The sequence below is a fragment of the Acidobacterium sp. S8 genome, from assembly GCF_009765985.1.
Taxonomy (GTDB): domain Bacteria; phylum Acidobacteriota; class Terriglobia; order Terriglobales; family Acidobacteriaceae; genus Alloacidobacterium.
The window spans coordinates 407,034-425,422 of the sequence record NZ_LMUM01000037.1 but is presented as its reverse complement, the minus strand read 5'-3'; the positions used below and the strand labels follow the sequence as shown (position 1 = coordinate 425,422).

The 18,389-nt window shown below is 51.4% G+C and carries 10 protein-coding genes and 1 pseudogene; 3 read left to right on the top strand and 8 right to left on the bottom strand.

The features are described 5' to 3' along the window. Window positions 1-270 precede the first annotated feature (270 nt). A complete protein-coding gene (locus GSQ86_RS20540) occupies window positions 271-1,479 on the top strand; it encodes a sugar MFS transporter (RefSeq protein ID WP_254062517.1) in 1,209 nt (402 codons plus the stop codon). Between the two features lie 43 nt (window positions 1,480-1,522). Here the strand turns inward: GSQ86_RS20540 and GSQ86_RS20535 are convergent, their stop codons facing one another. Then, window positions 1,523-2,365 (bottom strand): SDR family NAD(P)-dependent oxidoreductase, encoded by an 843-nt coding sequence (locus GSQ86_RS20535; RefSeq protein ID WP_158752036.1) that lies wholly within the window; start codon window positions 2,363-2,365, stop codon window positions 1,523-1,525. 147 nt (window positions 2,366-2,512) lie between these two features. Here GSQ86_RS20535 and GSQ86_RS23610 point away from each other — a divergent pair. Continuing rightward, window positions 2,513-3,481, top strand: a pseudogene (locus tag GSQ86_RS23610) (MBL fold metallo-hydrolase). A 37-nt stretch (window positions 3,482-3,518) separates the two neighbouring features. Here GSQ86_RS23610 and GSQ86_RS20520 read toward each other — a convergent pair. From GSQ86_RS20520 to GSQ86_RS20490, 7 genes are all read right to left on the bottom strand, one after another. Beyond that, window positions 3,519-5,750, bottom strand: coding sequence for an alpha-galactosidase (locus tag GSQ86_RS20520; protein ID WP_158752034.1), 2,232 nt, complete (start codon window positions 5,748-5,750; stop codon window positions 3,519-3,521). Between the two features lie 107 nt (window positions 5,751-5,857). Continuing rightward, window positions 5,858-7,978 carry an alpha-galactosidase gene (locus GSQ86_RS20515; RefSeq protein ID WP_158752033.1) on the bottom strand — a complete coding sequence of 707 codons (2,121 nt, stop codon included), beginning with the start codon at window positions 7,976-7,978 and terminating at the stop codon, window positions 5,858-5,860. A gap of 184 nt (window positions 7,979-8,162) precedes the next feature. Beyond that, on the bottom strand, window positions 8,163-9,170 hold the full coding sequence (locus GSQ86_RS20510; protein WP_158752032.1) for an L-rhamnose/proton symporter RhaT: 1,008 nt from the start codon (window positions 9,168-9,170) through the stop codon (window positions 8,163-8,165). Between the two features lie 171 nt (window positions 9,171-9,341). Beyond that, on the bottom strand, window positions 9,342-10,004 hold the full coding sequence (locus GSQ86_RS20505) for a hypothetical protein (protein WP_158752031.1): 663 nt from the start codon (window positions 10,002-10,004) through the stop codon (window positions 9,342-9,344). Window positions 10,005-10,075: 71 nt separating this feature from the next. After that, complete coding sequence (locus GSQ86_RS20500) at window positions 10,076-11,785, bottom strand: CRTAC1 family protein (RefSeq protein ID WP_254062516.1); 1,710 nt, start codon at window positions 11,783-11,785, stop codon at window positions 10,076-10,078. A gap of 142 nt (window positions 11,786-11,927) precedes the next feature. Beyond that, a complete protein-coding gene (locus tag GSQ86_RS20495) occupies window positions 11,928-13,535 on the bottom strand; it encodes a tetratricopeptide repeat protein (protein WP_158752029.1) in 1,608 nt (535 codons plus the stop codon). A 29-nt stretch (window positions 13,536-13,564) separates the two neighbouring features. Beyond that, a complete protein-coding gene (locus GSQ86_RS20490) occupies window positions 13,565-16,876 on the bottom strand; it encodes a TonB-dependent receptor (RefSeq protein WP_158752028.1) in 3,312 nt (1,103 codons plus the stop codon). Between the two features lie 301 nt (window positions 16,877-17,177). Here GSQ86_RS20490 and GSQ86_RS20485 point away from each other — a divergent pair, with 301 nt between their 5' ends. Further along, window positions 17,178-17,843, top strand: a complete 666-nt coding sequence (locus GSQ86_RS20485) for a GntR family transcriptional regulator (protein ID WP_158752027.1) — start codon at window positions 17,178-17,180, stop codon at window positions 17,841-17,843. Window positions 17,844-18,389: the final 546 nt, after the last annotated feature.

The following is an 18,389-nucleotide window of genomic DNA, read 5'->3' as shown; positions in this document are numbered from 1 at the left end:
AAAACTCTTGTGTGAGCCACAGCAGCCTGCGACACAGGCTCAAGACAATAAAGATAGCAGCGGCACATGAAATCGTTTTATTCCTGCATCAACCGTATCGGTTTTGCTCCGTCTTGTGAGAGGTTCATGCGACCCCGAGCATGCTAACATTTTTGTCGACATTAACGTTGATCGTCTACCCTTCAAACTTCGATGGTACTTTCCATGCCCGACGCTGAACAATGCTTGCCCAACGAACCTGCTTATAGCAGCCAAAGAGCAATGGCGTTAATGACGTTGTTATTCTTCATGTGTGGATTTCTGGCTACGCTCAATGACATCTTGATACCTCATCTCAAGTCGATCTTCGACCTCAATTATGCAGAGGTCATGATGGTACAGTTCAGCTTTTTTTCATCCTTTCTCCTCTTTTCGTTTCCGTCAGGGAAACTCGTTGATTTCATCGGGTACAAAAAGACCATCGTGGTTGGCTTATTCATCATGGGCTGCGGCGCATTGCTTTTCCTCCCGGCTGCCACTGTGCCGTCATTTCCGCTCTTTGCCGCCGCATTGGTGGTATTGGCAGGAGGCGTCACTGCGCTCCAGGTCTCAGGTAATCCATACATCTCCACGCTCGGATCGTCCCGGACTGCTTCCAGTCGACTCAATCTTACCCAAGCGTTTAACTCACTCGGATCGACGATCGCTCCCAGTATCGGCGGCGCCTTAATATTGAGAGCCGCTCGTCCATTAAACGCAGTCCAGCATCTGCGCGATGCTACGCTGCATGCTTATCGTGTGGAACAGGCGTCTTATGTGAAGCTGCCGTATCTGGGTATTGCGGTTACGCTTTTTCTTCTTGGCCTTCTGGTCGCCAGTCAGAAACTGCCAAGCGTTAGAAATTCATCTTCACCCGATCATCCGTCGGTTCCGGTACTTCGCCTTTGGGGTCGTCGTCATCTCACGCTGGGCATCGTAGCTATGTTTTTATATTGCGGGGCTGAAATTACGATCGGTAGCTTCCTGGTGAATTACATAAGCCGCCCTGAGATAGGAGGTATGTCTCCGCGGTCTGCGGCTGCTTACGTATCGATTTACTGGGGCGGTTCGATGATAGGAAGATTTGTCGGGTCCGCGTTGCTGAGGCGTATCGATACAGGTGTCCTCGTGGGATTCAATGCAGTCGTGGCCGCATGCTTGGTGGCCACTTCGATGGCGACCGCAGGCCATCTGGCGATGTGGTCAATTTTGCTGGTTGGCAGCTTTAATTCCATCATGTTTCCGAGCCTGTTTACCCTCGGCATTAAGGGCATGGGAAATCTTACCGGCAAGGCATCCGGAGTGATGATGTCAGCGGCAGTCGGAGCGGCCGTGATTCCTGTTTTGCAGGGTACTCTGGCAGATCGAGTCGGTATTCATTACTCCTTTCTTGTCCCTGCGGTATGTTATCTCTACATCGTGTTCTACGGTCTCGAAGGCTGCAAACCCAGACGAATATAACAAAGTGAAGTACCAGTTATCTGATTGTGCTGTCTGCCATTCTTCAACCCGGCAGATAGTCTGCACCAAACCGATTGGCTGATTCCTTCCGAAAATCAGAGACCAACGACATCAACGCCGTCGTTCCACCATCTGAGACGATCGTTTGTCCAACAATATACTCAGCGTCCTCTGAGCATAGAAATGCGGCTAAACGCGCGATATCGGAGGGCCTGCCGCAGCGTGAGATTGGAATAGCGTTGCGGGCGGTCTCATTACCTGCCTCCTCGGTAAATCCGGGTATTGCCTTGAAATAGTTTTCTACTGTAATCCATCCCGGCGCAATTGCGTTCACGCGAATCCCTGTATGCGCCAGTTCGACAGCCAACGACCGTGTATAAGAAACAATTGCGCCTTTTGTTCCTGCGTAGACCGAATGTTCGGGAACTCCTTGCAGTGCATGGATGGAAGAGAGATTACAAATTGCTCCTTTCTCACCGCGTCGAAGCAGATCGTCAACAACCTTCTGAGTGATGAAGTACTGTGCCCTGAAATTGATGTGGAACATTGCTTCAAATTGCTGCGGAGTGACTTTCAGAAACGGACGATTGAAGGTTACTCCCGCGTTGTTAACCAGGCAGTTCAGACCACCGAGAAATTCAATGGATTGATCCGCAAGGGCAATCGCATCATCAAGAGAATTGAAATCTGCACGAAATGCGGTTGATTTCCGACCCAATGAACGCGCCTCTTCTATGGCCTCTTGCACAGAAGCTTCGTCGTTTACATAATGGAACACGACGTCCGCTCCTTGCCTGGCAAACTCCAATCCTATCTCGTGCCCGATGCCCGTATCAGATCCGGTAACGAGTGCTCGCTTGCCTTGCAGTCTTAAAGGTTGAGTCATGTCTGCCTTTCCGATAGCTGAATATTCGAACAAGAGCTCGGTCTCGCGGTGTCTCCGTAGCGTTGCCCTTTATGATTTATCGCGCAATCTCGAATTGTCAACGAAACTGTTGACTGAGTTCAAAAAGCTGGAGTACCAATTGGGATTATGGAAATTTTTCCTCATATCCATCAAATCGCCTCGGCAGTTACTGATCGAAATCTATACCAGTACCTTTTCGTAGGAGACAATACTGTCTTGCTCGATACAGGCGCTTCAGATACTCCTGAGAACATCATCTTTCCCTTTCTAAAACGCCTTGGAATGTCCCCTTTGCAAATCTCGATGGCAATTAATACGCATGCCGATGCCGACCACCACGGCGGAAATGATTCCCTGAAACAAATGGCGGATAAAATACTTCTCGCGTGTGGTGATTCCGACCGCGCTTTGATCGAGAACCCAGACCTTCTTTTTGCGTCGCGTTACGATCAATGGATCAACCAGCACGGCGTCGGCCTGGGGACAAACCCTGAGGCGAGCACCTGGGTGCGGAAAATGGTAGGCAAGCCAAGGCGCATTGACTTGACCTTCGCGGGCGGCGAACTCATATCAGTCGACGGGTAGCGCAGCCTTCGCGCTCTCCATGTACCGGGACACAGCGATGGACATCTCGCCCTCTACGATTCTGTGAACCGAGCAGTCTTTGTTGGAGATGCTCTTCACGGCGGATTTTGTCCCAATGCATCGGGAGCTCCGTCGCTGCCGCCAGCGTACTATGTGGTGGGCCCTTATCTCGCCACCGTACAGGCCATCGAAGATTTACATGTTGATTGGATTTACTCAGGTCATTGGCCTACATTTCACGCATCTCAGGTTTCTGATTTCCTGGACGAGTGCCGCAATTTTGTCACGAAAGCCTCGTCCCTGGTGAAGAAGACGCTGGAATCCCATCGCGAAGACGGAGCGACTCTGCAGCAGTGCATGGATGAATGCGGTCCAGCCCTGGGGACATGGCCGGAACATAATCGATGGCTTCTAATGTATCCTCTGCACGGCCACCTGACGCATCTCGAGCAACGCGGGCTGGCTACCAGGATAGAGAACCAAGGCAGAACACGCTGGAAGCTGATATGAACATTTTCTGCTGCTCAAACCGTACCAGGAACTTCTGTCACTTTTGTTCCATCAGAATCAATTCTGAAGTCAGGTTGTCCTCAAGACGAACTGGAATTCCGTTCTGTAAGAGCTGGGCGCCCGTCATCTCCACCGCTTGCCCGGAATTTTGGAAGTGGATGGTATAGCTCTTGGAGAAGTCGATGCCCCTAGGCATAAATTTGTAGGTAGAGTCTCCAAATTGAGAAGTGCGAAAGACACCTGTCACGTCCTTTCGTTTATCTGGCGATCCGTATTCCAGCACAACCCAGGGCGAAGGATCCATCATCGGCAGAACAGGCGTGTGGTGGTAGACCAGGCCATTGGCCATGATCGGCAACACCAGTTGCTTGTAAAGATCGACGCCCTCTCGAATTCTGGCCCCAAGAAGAGGGTCAAGTTCCGGCAGGGTGGGACTGATGCCGCGAAAAATTGGGCGAGACATCATTACGGTATCGAGTTGCAGGTTCAGGTCTCCATCTTCCTCCAAACCACCGCTCTCAGTGCCGAAGGTACGCAACAATATTTCTGGAGGCAGCAGCCACGTCATTCCATTCAAAATCTTCAGACCTCGTGGTGCTCGCAGCCAGTCAGATAACTCTGTATTTTGAAAGCGTTGCATGATGCCATAGTCCAAACGCCCACCGCCACCAGCGCAATTCTGGAAGATCACATTGGGAAACTTCTTGTGCAAGTGATCGAAGATGGCATACAAGGCTTCTACATGACGCCATTGCGTATTCTCGAGGAAGCCATCTTTGATCCTGTTTCCGCCCTCTTCTACAGAGTTGTTGTAGTCGATGCGGAAGAGATCGAGATCATACTTCGTGATAATTCTTGAGATTTCCGATTCTGCCCACGCCGCGACTTCAGGATTGGCAAAATCCAGCTGTCTCCCGTTGGCGACAGGCATTCCATTCCTTGTAAGAATCCAGTCGGGATGCTCTTTCCGCAAGTTTGCTGCGGATCCAACGCTCTCGATCTCAACCCACAGACCAAATAGCATTCCCTTCTCTTTTGCATAGTTGCGCACGGGATTCACGTCGTTTGGCAGCCATGCTCCCGCGTGCCAGTCGCCAACATTTTTCGCCCAGTTGTTGGGTTCTGGGCCATACCATCCCGCATCTATGACGAAGGTGTCCGCGCCGATGGAAGCTGCGATATCGACTTCACGTTTCAGTCCGGCTTCCGACTCGTGATCGACGATATAGCCGCGGTGGTTTGCTTCCACAAGGGATCGCCGCCCGGGTACCGGCGCAGGCAGGACAAAGCGCCGCACATGAGAGTGCAAGGTCTGAATCACCTGATCCAGGTCTCCATGCACGAGCAACAAATGTGTTTCGGGACTACGAACCGTTTCGCCGGGCTCAAGAACGCGCAATACCGGGTCCGCGGCGGAAGGACCAAGATCGAAGAAGAGTCGTGCAGCGTCGGCGGCATCCTCGTCCGCTCTCTTTCCTTGAGCTCCGGTAACATGCATCGTCCAGTTACCGCTCCATGCCAGCGACGCTACAAACCATTCACCAGTAGCCTGATTGTGCGCGAAAAAAGTTGGATGTCCCCACCCGGACTTGCCCCGTGTTCCAGAAACCGCTACCGTCCCGCTTTCAACCGGATGAAATTCCCAGGCTCCTTCATGACCCCATTCTTCGTATTTCGCCGTGGCGATTTCGAAGGGAGCTTCATTGCCAACCCGCTCTTTGTAACCCGCAGTTTCCCAAAGCATTCCCGACCAAGGCGATACCGACGTTATGGCAGTGGGTTTTGTACCGGTATTCGTTATGTCGAGCCAGCGCACCATCACCGACTCTCCATGCATCAGCGTATTCAGTTTCACCGTGATGGGACGTACAGTGCTTTGGAGCTCAATCGTCACCAATTCACCGTCTGGGTTCGTCTGATGCTTTTGTTCCGCGCGGATCCACTTCCAGCTGCCCGCGAGATTTTGCCCTTCAATTCCAAGTTGAAACGAATCGCCTTGCAGGCCCGATCGCTGCTGGCTCTGGCCCTCGAGGTGAAAGTCGGGCTTGATCTGCCCTGTTGAGGTCCAATAGCGATTGACCCATCGCCCTTGGTAGAGCTCTTCATCGCAAACCATGAGACCTGAGGTAAAGCGCACACCAGGGTTCATCTCAGTGCGAATGACTGCATTCTCCACCGGAGCAGTTGATGCCTGCCCATTAGCGAGCGTTACCGGAAGTACGGTCAAGCAGGCAGTAAGGTATAGGAGGCGAGATGTTCCCAACTTCATTTCGTTACAATCCTTCTTAGTGGTCATCCTCGGTCGCTTTCAAACATTGGGATGTGCCACGACTTCTTTTTCGGCAGAGAATTCATCTGATCGCCGACAACACAAAATCAGTGAACTTCTTCGAAGTAAACCAGATCGCTGGTGTACTTGTCTGGCAGACGAATCTGAATCCCATTGCTCATTAGCTCGGCTCCCGAGTAGGTTGCATCCGCAGTTGAATGGTCTTCAGTCGTAACCTTGTACTTGCTAGTGGGCGAAAGGCCTTTCAACGAAATTCTTTGTGCCGTCGTGTCACTATTTGGCTTAAAGATGTAAAGAGTGCCGCGTTTAAGACTGGGACTCCAGTAGAACAGTCCGTCCCAGTGGTATCCGTCTGGTCGCGGCATGATGTGGTGAACCTCGACATCCTGCAGGATAGGCCTGATCCAAGATTTATAAATGTCTGTCGATCTCTTGACCTTGGCACGCTGTTCCGATGTCCAGCCTGCGCTATTCGTTGGGTCAATCTGCCATTGGTTCATCATGGACGAACGCCATAGATAAGGTTCTGGCGCGTCCGACACGATGTCGTAAAAATTCTCATACGTGTAATCCATTAAAACTGCCGGAGGAAAGGCGAATGTCGAGTCATAGATGGCTTGACGGTTCGGCAGAGATGACAGTGTGTCATTGATCGCGATCATATGAACGCGGCGGATATCTCCAAAATCTTTAATGTGTCCGGATCCTGAACATCCTTCAAGGATCAGATCAGGAAACTTCTGCATCAACGCTTCCTGCACGGCATAATAGCCAAGAGTAGACCAGTAGCTCACATCCACCCCATAGTGATGCCGATGATTGGTCTGCTGGCAATTGGTAACAATCGGCGTGTAGTCTGTCTTGAAATAGTCCAGCTTATATTCAGCAGTGACCCGCTGGGTCGATTTCTCCACCCAGTCGCGCGCTGGATCGTATCCGAGATCGATCAATGCGTTCCAGTTAATGTGCCCTTCCGGATCGAGCTTCGGAGGGGAAGCGAACCAATCCGGATGCCTGCTAATGCTTATTGCACTAGGATCATCGGAATTGGATCCATGAGTGTATGCCATCCAAAGCCCAAGCTTCATATCGTGGGTATGGACATATTCTTCGATGGGCTTTGATCCGTGAGGGAAACGTTTTGGATCCCATCTCCAATCGCCCGATTGGGGAAACCACATGGCATCAACTACGAACGTCTCAAATCCAAGTTCCTTGGCCAGAGCGGCGCTCCGAAGGACGATCTTCTCATCGGCATTTGCGCCTCCACCATCCAGATAGAGGTTATAGGCTAACGTGGGATGCGCATATCCGTCAGGAAACTTCGGCACCAGTTTCTCGAGTACGAAGCGGTGCAGTGTGTAGCTTCCGTCGTCGATATCTCCCGTGTAGCAGCCAACGAAAGCGGGTGGAACCAGAAATGTCTCACCTGCTTCAATATCTGTCTTGAACGAAGACAGATTGCCGACATCAACGCCTAACTCGCCAGGAGTTTTGTCTGTGCTTCCCTGCCTGGCATCGCTATGAAAACGGATTCTGCCAATCCCTGAGAATTCCCAGCCTACATACAGTCCCCGCGAAGTTCCTATCTGAAGCGCTAACCACGGAACAGGACTGGCCCCATCTGTGGGATCGCTGACGAGAGTTTCGTCGGAATTCTTCCCGACGCTGCGAGTGAATGTGCCTCCTTCGTCGGTAGCGTTGCCGCCACCGCGCTTGATCCACCATGCATCCATTGATTCTTTATCGGGAATGATGAGATGGCGGAGTACCAAGCTATCCTGATGGCCGATTGTGATCGTTGCCTGGGAATGATTTGTAATCGTAAGCCAGTGTTCGACTGGTCCGTGTCCCGGACGCGCTTGCCAGATAGACTGCAGATCCATAGCCAAAGCTTGATCGGAAAATCGCAACACCAGCTGGCCGCTCTTTGCGTCGAAGTCACCCCCAACGTACTGCCATTTCGCTTCTTTTGTATTCCCCTGTTGTGTAATCGATGAGGGCAGCGTCTCGGGAACGGGTGTCAACAACCAGTTCTGAGCATCTTTCTTTGAGCCCACTTTTACGATTGTCGGCGTGTCGTCCTGGATCGCCACGACTACTGTAGTATCGCCGGTAGTCAAAGACCAGGAGTTCTGAGTTTCTGCCCCTTGCGCAGCATTCCAAGCGCTAAGTAGGAAGACAGCCACCAGCGGCATACATTTCATGACGGAAAGACCTCTTGCTCAATGGAGGGCGCACATCAGAGGAGCGCTTTGACCGCCCAAGATTAGTCGACAGATTTTATTTTTGTCAACATATATGTTGACAAAAATGCCTGCAGAAATAGCGTCTTAGAGATCTTTGCTTGGAATGAATAACGAGCATTGGAGCGAAACAGAGGGAAATGCTTCAGTGATTACCATAAGTTATAGCAATCGTGGCCGATCCGAGGACGATCAGCCCTCCCCAAAGTGCAACTTTGGATTTCAAGCTTACGCCCTTCCATTCACCGGCAATCCACCCGGAGACATTCGCGGTGAAGATGATGCAGATCTGATAAATGCTCCAGCCAATCGAAGCTCCCAAAACCCCCAATAGAGTACTCGCAGTCCCGTAGGCTGCAACTGAGCCCATCCACAATGTACCCATGATTGTTCCCAGAAGGGCTTCCGGCCACATTGGGAAGAAGTTTGCCCAACTGTTGTTACGGCGAAGAAGCCAGAGCGCATAAACAAGATTGGGGACGGCGCCTCCCGCCAGAGCGATAGGCCAGACTGCATAAGGGGCATCAGGCGCTGCGGCGTGTTGACGAAGAGCTTCCACTATAAGGCTGTCTCCAAAGGCCAAAGCGTAATTAAGCATCGGCGCCAGCAGGCCGGCGACTCCAGCCAGCACAATACCGCCGACGTAAGACTGCCCTCCCGCACTCACTGGCTGGTTACTTTGCTCCTGCTCTCTACGAGCACCTGCCCAGCAGCAAAGAGCCACGCCGATCAGCATGAGAAGCATCCCTAGCTGGAGTACCATCCCGCGCCCGGTTTTGAGAAACTCCGGGTGTTGCAGCACGATTGGCACCAGGCTCCCCAAGGCAGCGCTTAGCCCGAGCGTAATCGCGAACGACAGTGCCATGCCGATGCGTACAATTGCTAATCCGAATAAAACCTGAGCACAACCCCATCCGCATCCGAAAAGGAAGGGCAAGGCAAAACTGCTGATTGAAACGTTGCTATATACCGCGCTCAAGTGTGGAATTCTGAAGAAAGCAATTCCCCAGGGAATAATGATAAGTGCTACAAGCGAGAAGATGATCCATGCGTTTTCCCATTTCCATTTACGCAGGTACTTCAACGGCACCATGCAGTTTCCAACCATGACGCCGCCTACAACCGCTAACAGAATGCCCAATTCCGTTTGCATGTACCACCTTTCTTATACGGGACGCGCGCGTTTTGGTGATCATTGCGGCGAAGCACTCATCATCTTCTTCGCGGTTCATCCTTGTCAACATATCTGTTGACATTAATCTCGACGACAGAATCCTCGATTCCGCTCAGAGAGCTTCGCTCAATTCATTTCATTTACTGGGACCTAGAGCAGGACGATATGAACGAAGAGCCCGGTTGTGTCACCGAAGTTTGTCTTGTTCTTCCCGTATCCGACAGCAAAAGTAACGATGTCGCCTTTCTTCAGCGTTAACTTGCCTGAAAAGGCTGCCGTCGGGCTAGCTCCCTCTACTTTGTGGAAGGCCGGATCCCCTCCGTAGCCATCAATATCAGCGCTAAAGAGCTGCGTATCATTCGAGATAACGTGCACATCGGTCGAAGACAAACCGAAATGGATCCCTTCAAACTGGGCTGATATTTGATATGTTCCCGCCATCGGCGCCACGAAGCGAACCAGGCTGTATTGGCCTGTGTTGCTGGCTTCCATAGCAACTTCGCCCGCACGCGCGGCCCAACCATTGCTCGAGCCAAACATGGTGTTTTTGCTGCTGTTATGGGCAATGTAAGGATACCAACCGGGTCCTGGGCCTTTGCTGAAGCTAGGGTGCCAAAAACCGATCGGAGCGGCCTGGTCAGCGTATCCGTCGAGTCGAAATTCTTTCAGATCCAGCGAGTTGCTGGCGGAATAGCCATATTGCCATACTCCGTTGGGATTGTGCTGAAGAGAGAAGTCGGTGGACAGATCGAAGGTTGTCGCCACCTGCGAGATCGCAGAGAGAAACAATAGGGTGATTACGGTATGCAGCATTCCAAGACCTCCTAATCGAATCTCGCAGTGACGCTTTCAGTGTCTCAACCTAGAAAATGCAGACGACATCGTCATTTCTGTCCCGTGATTGCAGGAATGAGTTTTGCGCTACCTTCAACCACTTTCAAGATCTGGTTGGCAGGAACATCAGTAAATCGGTCCACTTGTGTCGACGGCCAGTGAATCTCGATCATGTCGATGCGACTGGCCTTGCCCAGTCCAAAATGAATCCGCAGGTCATTCTGCGAATAGAAACTTCCACCGCTGCGAACCTCATCTATTTGTCGATGATCCCCGGTGACGCAATGAACGCGCGCTCCGATCGCGCTACGGTTCGACTTGCTTCCCACCAGCTTAAGCGTGATCCAGTGATTGCCCGTATGCGAACTGCAATGGAGAAGCTGAGGTGCAGAGTTTATCGGATTAACCAATACATCGATTAGGCCGTCGTTATCGAAATCTCCGAAAGCGCAGCCGCGCGAGCTGGAAGGATTTGTTATGGCACTCCCGGCAACCGCGGAAACGTCGCGAAATTTCCCATTCCCCAGGTTTTCATAAAGAACCTTCGGCTCTTTATAGTGTGCGGGGCCATTCAGGCGTTCAATCTCCGGATAGACATGCCCGTTTACGTAAAATATATCGAGCCAGCCATCATTGTTGATGTCAAGAAATCCTCCTCCCCATCCGAGAAACCGCGAATAAGCAACAAGCCCGGCAGTTTGCGTATTGTCTAGAAATGATCGCTGGCCGTCATTGCGGTAGAGGTTTGGAAGGTCGTCGGAGAAATTGGTTTTGAATATATCGAGAAGTCCGTCGCAGTTATAATCCCCAGCGGAAACTCCCATGCCCGATTGATTGCGACCGTCCCGGCTCGTTGCGACTCCGGCCTCAAGGCCGCCTTCAGTGAACGTGCCGTCTCCGTTGTTCCAGAACAGATAACTCATCTCACTGTCATTTGCGACGTAAATATCCGGCCAGCCATCATTGTCAAAATCAGCGACAAGTACGCCGAGGCCATAATTGGGAGAGGCTTTAGCGATGCCACTCTTTTCCGTCACGTCAGTGAACGTCCCATTCCCGTTGTTTCTGAACAGATAATTTCGAGCTCGCGGCAGTCCTTGCGGGCCGCAATTCACCGGAATGCCCTGGTAGAGACATGAAGCCATTCCTGGAAGGGGCGTGGTCTTCAAATCGAGGTTTACGTAGTTGCTCACAAACAAATCAAGGTGCCCATCCTTGTCATAGTCCAGAAATGCACACCCCGATCCCCAGTGCGTTCCCTCCGTCAGCAGTCCCGACTTCTCAGTAACGTCGGTAAATGTTCCATCGCCGTTATTGTGATAGAGGACATTCTGGCCCCAGTACGTAACAAAGAGGTCGTCATATCCATCGTTGTCGTAGTCCCCTACACATACACCCTGTCCCCAACCGTACCGCGTTAGACCAGCTTGCTTTGTCACATCCGTGAAGGTGCCATCCCTATTATTGCGGAGCAGCCGATTTGAATGTCGCGGAGAATCACCGGCATCCAAAGTTGTTCCATTTACCAGAAAGATGTCGATCCAGCCATCATTGTCGTAATCAATGAAAGCGGCTCCGCATCCCGTTGTTTCCAGGATGTAGCGATTACGATCCGTTCCGCCATAAATAGTCGGTTCGGTAAGGCCCGCGTCGGCCGCAATATCTTCGAAATGAATTGGGTAGCTATCCTGGGTCGCACTGGCTCTCGAGAATGATTTCGTAACTGCTGCCAGGAAGCCAATTGATAAGCCGTAATGCATGAATCGTCGACGAGTGATCCGCTTGACCATTGTCGGATACTGTATGTCAGAAAGCCATCTTCCCATCAATCACCTGAGTAGAGCGCTACGAAAAAAGAACATCAGACCATATTGCTGCAAATTTTGAGGATGCGAGTGATCACTATTTGGGGATGCTGCTGAGTTGCAGCGGATGACCTCCGCATGAACCCAAATCCTCGGCGTGTTTCAATTCGATTTGTGCCTGATCATTTTGTCCGGTCTGCTTCAGCGCGTTTGAAAGCTGGCACATCGTCTGTACTTGGCCCGGCCTCAACGAAAGCACGGACTGGAATTCCCGAACAGCACTTGCCCAGTCTCCCTGCTTTTCCAGCGCAACAGCAAAGTTGTAATGGATCATTGGATCTGAAGGAGCTACCCGCAGAGCGGCGTTAAAGGCTCGATTCGCTTCTGGCCAGTTCTGTTCAGCGCTCTGGGCTATACCCATGTAGTGGTTGGCTTCTGCAAAATCAGGATCGCTAGCCAGGGCTGCGCGCAACGATTCGATTGCCGGAGTAATTTTGCCTTTCTTTAAGGAATCGATCGCAGCATTCGTTGCGAGAATAGCCTCGCTATGACGCGAAGCAGCGGAAGACGCATCTCGAGATCGTCGAAATGCCTCGGCAGCTTGATCCTGTTTGCCATTCGTGCGTAATGCAGCGCCCAGCGCACTTAGCACATCGGCCCTGCTGGGATCGAGGTTCGAAGCCGCTTCCAATTGCCTAACTGCCTCGTCAGGATTTTCTTCTGTAAGTAGATTTCCATACTTGAGGCGAAAATCGACATCATTCGGACTAAGCTCTGATGCGCGCTGGTAATGCGGCAGGGCGCCTGCGGTATCACTCATTTGAGCCAGAATCTCACCATAATAGAATTGCGCTCGCGCGAGGTCCGGTGCGATTCGGACCGCGATGGATATTTCATCCACGGCCTCTTTCAGTCGATCCATCCGTTTAAGCGTAAAGGCGAGATCAGCATGCGCGTCAGCAGAATCGGGTTGGACCGCAATAGCTTTTCTGTAGTTGTCGACGGCCCCTGGCAAATCACCTTTATCTCGCATGGCCTGTGCCAGATTCAGCATTCCGGCTAGAAATTTTGGATTCGCTTGCAGTGCACTTTCAAATTCTTCGATTGCGTCCGAGAGATCTCCGGCTTGGTCAAGAGCAACTCCAAGATTGTTGTGCGCTTCGGCCGAATGAGGCTGGAGTGCCACTACACGCCGAAATTCCTCTACAGCATCCTGAGTGTTCCCAATTCCGGAATCGAGCATCGCCAACTGAGTCCGTGCTGCATACATATCGGGACGCAGACGAATCGCTCTTTCCAACGCTTCCATGGCACTGGCCACGTCGCCCTTTGCTGCAAAGGCATTTCCTAACTCGAATTCAGCTTCGGGGAAATCAGGTCTGATGGCGACGGCGGCCTGCAAGTTTTCGATTGCGGAGGGATATTGTTCCTGGATCGTCTGCGCTGTGCCGAGGTTGTACAGCGCGTCTGCGTAGCGGGGATCGATCTTTAAAGCTGTTTGAAATTCCTGCGTAGCTTCCTGAAGAGAGCCTTTTCTGGCAAGGGCAAATCCATAGTAATTGTGTGCTGGAGCCGAGTCAGGCTGACGAGCTACGGCTTCGCGCAACAGCTCCATTGATCGATCGATCTCGCCTTTTTTGAGAAGTGCGATTCCCTCATCGAGCGCGTTCGGCTGCGCCTGCTCCGCGAATGCACAACCCGCCATAATGGCAAAGCATAGAACCCATCTCAACATTAAAAACGCACCGTACCCCCTAGTTGCATTCGCCTCATGATATCCGCAGTGCCATTAATCACTCCAGCCGTGGATGAATCGACTTGACCGTTTGGCTGCCCGAGGTTCGTATGATTGAAAGCATTATAGGCTTCCCATTGAAATTCAAATGAGGATCGTTCTGTGATCTTGAACGTTTTCTGCAAAGAAAGATCGGCACGAAAAAGATTTGGACCCCAAAGACTGTTTCGCGCGGAGTTTCCGAACTGATAAAGCGCAGGAATGGCATAAGCCGCGGGATTAAACCACATATTCCTGCTCTTGTCCGATACTAACGGGCTTACTCCACTTACGAGGTCGGGTCTCAACGTGCAGCAATTCGAATTGAGCGAAGCAGTATTGCCAAGAGTCGGCGAAAATGGCAGTCCGGATTCAAGCGACCAAATTCCCGACAATTGCCATCCCCCGACAACCTCGTTGAGGATACCAGGTTTATTCAGATACGCCCTGCCTTCTCCGACCGGTATTTCCCAGACGTGGCTGGCAACAAATACCAATCGACGATTTGAATCTTCAGGAGCCCTGTCTCGGTTTGTCAAGAACGGATCCATTGCGTTGTGACCGCCGAAATCGTAGGAACTGCTCCAAGTTAAAGCGGTCGTGAGCATTAATCCGTGCGAATACCGTTTTTGAGCTTGTACCTGGAGAGCCTGGTACCCGATGTTACTTTGATTGCTCTGATTGTAGGCGTTAGTCGTGAATCCATAGACATTGTATGGCTGACGTAAATTGATAGGGCCTGGCCCCGGCGGCGCCGCGTTCGCATCGTAACGATAAAACAGATGTCGATTCGCGCTGCCAACATAGGCCATGGTTACCGCAAAATCACCGGGAAACTGATGCTGAAGAGAGAGGTTCCACTGATCGACAGAGTTTGTCGGATTATGCTTGTTCGCGCCGAACCCGGCTGAATTCGGAGTGGGATACTGACCAGGATTTCCGGCGGCGGCTAATATTTCGAAACCATTGACAAAAACAGGTGGACCGCCTGCAAGGGTGAGGGAGGGCTGATAAGAATCGGCCACAGGGGAGATGTCTTGACGAGTCGCGTTCGGCCAGTCGTTGGTGATGGCGCCGAAATTTGCCCCGTCGAACCCGTTCGTAAACGAGCGTCCATAACCTGCCCGGATTACAGTGTTCTCGATGCCGCTCCACGCAAAACCAACCCGTGGTCCAAAATCAAAGTAGTTTTGATCTACATTGGCGGTTGCGCTGGAATCACCGTAATTACTGATAATTGTATCGGAGTTGGTGAAATTGAAGTTGGCAATGCCACCTTTCTGTGGGGATGTAGGATACCCGATGTAGTCATAACGTAAGCCAAGTGTAAGGGTCAGCTTGGGCGTCGCATGCCACGTATCCTGCAAATAGAAGGCGTTATCTGTGTTATGAGCCAGCGGTAGATTGTTAGCGTAGATAACTCTTCCGAAATTGCTGACGTCTCCCAGCAGGTAGGTCGCCATCGACAGACCCGACGTCGGTACAGCTGCACTTGCTGTGATTGTTTGACTAAAACCATTCCCCGCGCAAACACCGGTATTATCGCAACCGAAATCACCCTGTGAGGAAGTATCACGGCGATCGCGCCACGCAAGAAGGACGTCTCCACCCATCTTGATCGTATGGTTGCCGCGTGTCCATGTCGCAATACCGACAAAGTTGTACTTCCCGTAGTTGTCTACCTGGTGCGTATGGGTTGAGTTGCCATAATTAAACGCTCCTACAGGCCCGCCAATCTGGAAACCTGCCAAGCCTCCGCATGAGTCACACGCACTATTGAGATTCGGAATCCCAAAATCCTGGGAAGTATTCGAACTCTGATCGAGCGCATCCGAACTCCATATGTTGAATGTCCAGCCGAACCTGCCTTCCAGCACGAGGTTCGGATTGAAGATATGAGTAACATTGCCGACGGCACTGTTTTGATTACCCGACTGAAGGTCGCTGCCCGGATAAATCATCTGACCATAGACCGGAACGGTTGAGCTTTCGTTCGTCTGCTGTCGGGTATATCGGCCAAAAATGCGGGTTGCGTCGGACAAGGCATAATCGATGCGAACCGTTCCCAAATCTGCATTGATCGGATTTGTCTGCGGCGCAACAAAGTTATTATTGGCACCGGCTCCTGGCACGTTCGGTAAAGGAAGCTTCGCAAGCATCGCCTGAACGATTGGATCAAGACGATTCGTTGGAATTTGATTATTAGGAAACTGAGTGCGACCAACTCCCTGAGAACCTCCGGTGGTTGGATCAAAAATGGGATTCGTCTCGGCGAGACTGCTGAAATCTCCATTGCGAAACTCTGGGACCGGAACGGTTGTCAGAATTCCCCCGCCTGAGCGAACGCGGTAGCCTTCGTAGTAACCGAAAGCGAACAATTTATCTCGCAAGATCGGCCCGCCAAGGGTTCCGCCGAACTGGTTGTAGACTAGGTGACCTGGTCCGTTGGGCTCCGTAAAAGGGTTGCGTGCAGACAAGGCATTGACGCGGTTGTATTCATGGGCACTTCCATGAAGCTCATTTGTTCCGGACTTAGTCGTAAAAAGCTGAACAGCGCCTGCGGCCTGCCCTAACTCAATATCGTAATTTGAGGTTATGAGCTGATATTCTTGAAGCTCATCGGTTGACGGGACGATGGCCGGCGCACCGCCCACTCCCTCGGTATCATCAACGCCATCCAGCAGTTGGCGATTTAACTGCGCACGTTGACCATTTGCCTGGAATGAATAATTGGCAGATCCAGATGCGCTGGGAACACCTTCGTTGCCGGTACTCATGACGACTCCCGCCTGCAGTGCGGCGAAGGCTGTGGGATTTCTTCCTTCGCTGGGCAGGTCTACCAGCTGCTTCGACTGGAGCGTGAGACTAATCTCCACCTTATCGGTCTGCAACTGCGGCGCATCACCACTCACCATCACCTTTTGTTGTACGCTGCCGACCTCGAGATGTGAATCGAGCCGAACTACCCCGCCGATGTCCACTTGAACACCCGAATGCGACAGCTCCTTGAACCCGGGAGCAGTGATGTCGACGTTATAGGTCCCGGCAAGCAGGTTCGCGATACTGAAATATCCAGAGTTATTACTGCTAGCAGAAGAAGGTACGCCTGTCTGAACATTGGTTGCCGTTATCTGAGCGCCAGAGACCGAAGCCCCCGACGGGTCGGTTACTTCCCCATTAATTGATCCCGACACGGATTGACCGCGAAGCCTGAGTGAGCATTGAGTCATGACCAGAAGCAGGCTGATCACTAGAAGAGATCGAAATTTCATTGATATTCCTCTCAGACGTTCCCGGCGAGAACGCAACCAACTCCGCAGCCAGTGGACAGAAATGAGTGCACCGGCAAACTAAATCTGAATGGGGAGATGTGTCAAGACAAAAATGTCAACATTTATGAAGACATTTCTGAAGGCGAAACTGCAAATCTGTCGCCCCGTTCGTCTCGACTTTTTGTGCCTGAACCAATGACCCCGCCCAGCTATCTGAATCAATATGTCCAAGATCCGTCGGGGCGAAATACAGTCAGCAAATCGCTAGTTCCGCTAATTTAGCTAGAATGGCAAGTGATATATGCGAGATAAGAGCGAGCTTCGGACTGTAACGGCAACAGAGAGAGTCGAGGAACATATTCGACAAGCAATTTACAAGGGAGCATTGAAACCGAGGGAACGAATCATTGAAGAAGATGTGGCCAAACAGTTGGAATGCAGTCGCGGTCCTGTAAGAGAAGCCTTCCTACGCTTGGAACGAGATGGTCTGATCGTGACTGTCGCCCGTCGAGGCACTTTCATTCGGGACATTTCCGCGTCGTCAATTGAGGTTATTTTTAGCATGCGCAGTAAGCTTGAGGCCCTTTGCGTGCGTTACCTGCGCGAGCAGATGACGGGTGAAACCGAGCAGTTGCTACGGGATGCGCTTAAGAAGATGAAGGCGGCAGCAGTTAAGAATGACGACGAGGCATTTCTCGACGCAGACATGCACTTTCATCAAACGATCTGGAAGCTTTCGAACAGAGTTACGCTTGAAAACACACTCAGCAAGATCATGAATCCGTTTATTTTCATGCTGGCTCGAGCTTATTCAAGCCAAACGCCGATCGCTGTAAGGTATAAAAAACATGCCAGGTACTTGGAGACTATTCTTACGGAGCCCGTATCCAAGGTAGAGCACTCGGTTGAACACTATTTCCGGGAACTTGCGATCGAACTTCTTTCGAAGCTTCCTCCCCAATTCTGAACCTCGCCACTTGTGAATACTCACGATTCGATCAAATTCATGCAGATTACCAATTTAATGTCAACATAAATGTTGACATTAAATTGGCGCACGCATAGATTGTTCCCGTCGCCATCTTGGGCGGATATCGACGCCTCGCCTCAGTCCCCAAGACTTGTGATGTATGAAAGCCAGCATGCTCATTTCTATTAGGGAAACGGAGGAAAAGTGAATCGGAGAGAATTCTCAAAGTTATGCGCATCTGTAGCAATCACAGGCGCCACGTTCGACGCATCTTTTGCAACCGAACTCGATCAACGCCAGGCAGGCGGATCCCACACTGAACCTGGCACTCGATCCAGTGAAGATGCATACGTTCGGCGAGAAGAAATGACGTGGATCATAGGCACCTCAAAGGTGGAGCAGAGGATTAGCCTGCAAAATGGTCATCTCTTATTGAAATCATTCAAGAATAAAATTTCAGATCGGGAGTATTTAGATCGCGGCTCCGATCCGGAACAAATTCGCTTGAAGATCGATGGCGTCGAAGTGACATCATCTTCGTGG

Excerpts from the sequence above, each read along its gene's own strand:
- GSQ86_RS20485 (WP_158752027.1), top strand. The coding sequence starts at position 17,178 with ATGCGAGATAAGAGCGAGCTTCGGACTGTAACGGCAACAGAGAGAGTC.
- GSQ86_RS20540 (WP_254062517.1), top strand. The coding sequence starts at position 271 with ATGACGTTGTTATTCTTCATGTGTGGATTTCTGGCTACGCTCAATGAC.
- GSQ86_RS20520 (WP_158752034.1), bottom strand. The coding sequence starts at position 5,750 with ATGAAGTTGGGAACATCTCGCCTCCTATACCTTACTGCCTGCTTGACC.
- GSQ86_RS20510 (WP_158752032.1), bottom strand. The coding sequence starts at position 9,170 with ATGCAAACGGAATTGGGCATTCTGTTAGCGGTTGTAGGCGGCGTCATG.
- GSQ86_RS20535 (WP_158752036.1), bottom strand. The coding sequence starts at position 2,365 with ATGACTCAACCTTTAAGACTGCAAGGCAAGCGAGCACTCGTTACCGGA.
- GSQ86_RS20490 (WP_158752028.1), bottom strand. The coding sequence starts at position 16,876 with ATGAAATTTCGATCTCTTCTAGTGATCAGCCTGCTTCTGGTCATGACT.
- GSQ86_RS20505 (WP_158752031.1), bottom strand. The coding sequence starts at position 10,004 with ATGCTGCATACCGTAATCACCCTATTGTTTCTCTCTGCGATCTCGCAG.
- GSQ86_RS20495 (WP_158752029.1), bottom strand. The coding sequence starts at position 13,535 with ATGGCGGGTTGTGCATTCGCGGAGCAGGCGCAGCCGAACGCGCTCGAT.
- GSQ86_RS20515 (WP_158752033.1), bottom strand. The coding sequence starts at position 7,978 with ATGAAATGTATGCCGCTGGTGGCTGTCTTCCTACTTAGCGCTTGGAAT.
- GSQ86_RS20500 (WP_254062516.1), bottom strand. The coding sequence starts at position 11,785 with ATGCATTACGGCTTATCAATTGGCTTCCTGGCAGCAGTTACGAAATCA.